1 protein-coding gene and 1 pseudogene are annotated in these 1,806 nt (G+C 68.7%); one reads left to right on the forward strand and one right to left on the reverse strand.

The features are described 5' to 3' along the window. A pseudogene (locus tag G7A99_RS19030) lies at positions 1-503 on the reverse strand (glucose-6-phosphate dehydrogenase); the annotation flags it as partial. A gap of 194 nt (positions 504-697) precedes the next feature. Between G7A99_RS19030 and G7A99_RS19035 the strand changes: the two are divergent. Beyond that, positions 698-1,806, forward strand: a 1,109-nt coding sequence (locus G7A99_RS19035; protein WP_163143145.1) for a dihydroxy-acid dehydratase, incomplete at its 3' end; no start/stop codon positions are given.

The raw sequence follows: 1,806 nt of genomic DNA on the forward strand, positions 1-1,806 counted from the left end.
TCGGAGAAGATCGCGCCGATGCGCTCGGAGATCGCCGTGGCGGAGGCGAGGTCGTGGCCGAGGGGTTTCTCCAGTACCACCCGCGATGCCGGCGTGACCAGGTCGCTGGCGGCGAGGTTGTCGCAGATGCCGACGAACAGCGCCGGGCTCGTCGCCAGGTAGAACACCCGGGTGCGCTCGGGGTGCGGGGCGAGCCATTCCGCCAGCCGACCGTAGTCCGCCGGCGTGCTCGCGTCGACCTGGCGGAAATCGAGCAGCTCGGTGAAACGTCGCCACTGCTGGACATCGAACTCCTCCGAGGGCACGAACTCGCGGCACTGGGCCTCGGCCTGCTGGAGGAATCCGTCGCGGTCGAGGGCGCTGCGGGAGAGCGCGAGGATGCGTCCGTCGTCCGGGAGTTCGCCGTCGCGGTGGCGCTGGTAGAGGGCCGGGACGAGCTTGCGCATGGCGAGATCGCCGGTGCCTCCGAAGATGATCAGGTCGAATGGCTCGACAGTGGCCAAGGTGTGCCCCTCCGTCGGGATGGTTGGCGCCGTCGGGGTGACGGTATGTAGTAAAATTACACACTGATGGGTGATAATCCAAGCGATAGACGGTTTTTCGTCTGGGGTGTAGGCATTTTTGACGCCGCAACCCAGAGGGGCTACCGTTGTTGTAGTTTTATTACATAACCGTGACCGTCCCCGGAGCCCCGTCCATGACAGACGTCCATCCCGTACTCACCGAGGTGTGCGAGCGCATCCGCGAGCGCAGCCGTGAGCGCCGCCGCGACTACCTGGCCGGCATCGATGCCGCCGGCCACGAGGGGCCCGTTCGCGCGGGCCTGTCCTGCACGAATCTCGCCCACGCCTTCGCCGCCGCCGGCGATTCCGACAAGGCGTCGCTGCGCGGTCTGCAGCGGCCGAACGTCGCCATCGTCTCGGCGTACAACGACATGCTGAGCGCCCATCAGCCGCTGGGGGATTTCCCGCCGCTGATCCGGCAGGCCGCGCGGGATGCCGGCGCGACCGCGCAGTTCGCCGGCGGCGTGCCGGCGATGTGCGACGGCATCACCCAGGGCCAGCCCGGCATGGAGCTGTCGCTGTTCAGCCGCGACACCATTGCCATGGCCACGGCGATCGCGCTGTCGCACAACGCCTTCGATGCAGGGCTCTGCCTGGGCGTGTGCGACAAGATCGTCCCCGGGCTGCTGATCGGGGCGCTGCACTTCGGTCACCTGCCGTTCGTCTTCGTCCCCGCCGGTCCCATGCCCTCGGGGCTGCCGAATGCCGAGAAGTCCCGCATCCGCCAGCTCTACGCCGAGGGCCGGGTGGATCGGGCGGCGCTGCTCGAGGCGGAGTCGCAGTCCTACCACGCCCCGGGCACCTGCACCTTCTACGGCACGGCGAACAGCAACCAGCTGCTCATGGAGGTCATGGGTCTGCACCTGCCCGGTGCCGCGTTCGTGAACCCGGGTATGCCGCTGCGCGATGCGCTCACCGTTGCCGCCACCCGCCGCGCGGTCGAGCTGCGCCACGGTGGCGAGGAGTACACCCCGGTCGGCCGGGTCGTCTGCGAGGAGTCCATCGTCAACGCGGTGGTCGGCCTGCTCGCCACCGGCGGTTCGACCAACCACACCATCCACCTGCCGGCCATCGCCCGGGCGGCGGGCATCGAGCTCACCTGGGACGACTTCGCCGAGCTCTCCCGGGTGGTGCCGCTACTCGCACGGATCTACCCCAGCGGCAAGGCGGACGTGAATCACTTCCATGCCGCCGGCGGCATGGCCTACCTGATCGACCAGCTCCTGGACGCCGGGCTGCTGTT

The organism is Arhodomonas sp. KWT (assembly GCF_010993615.1).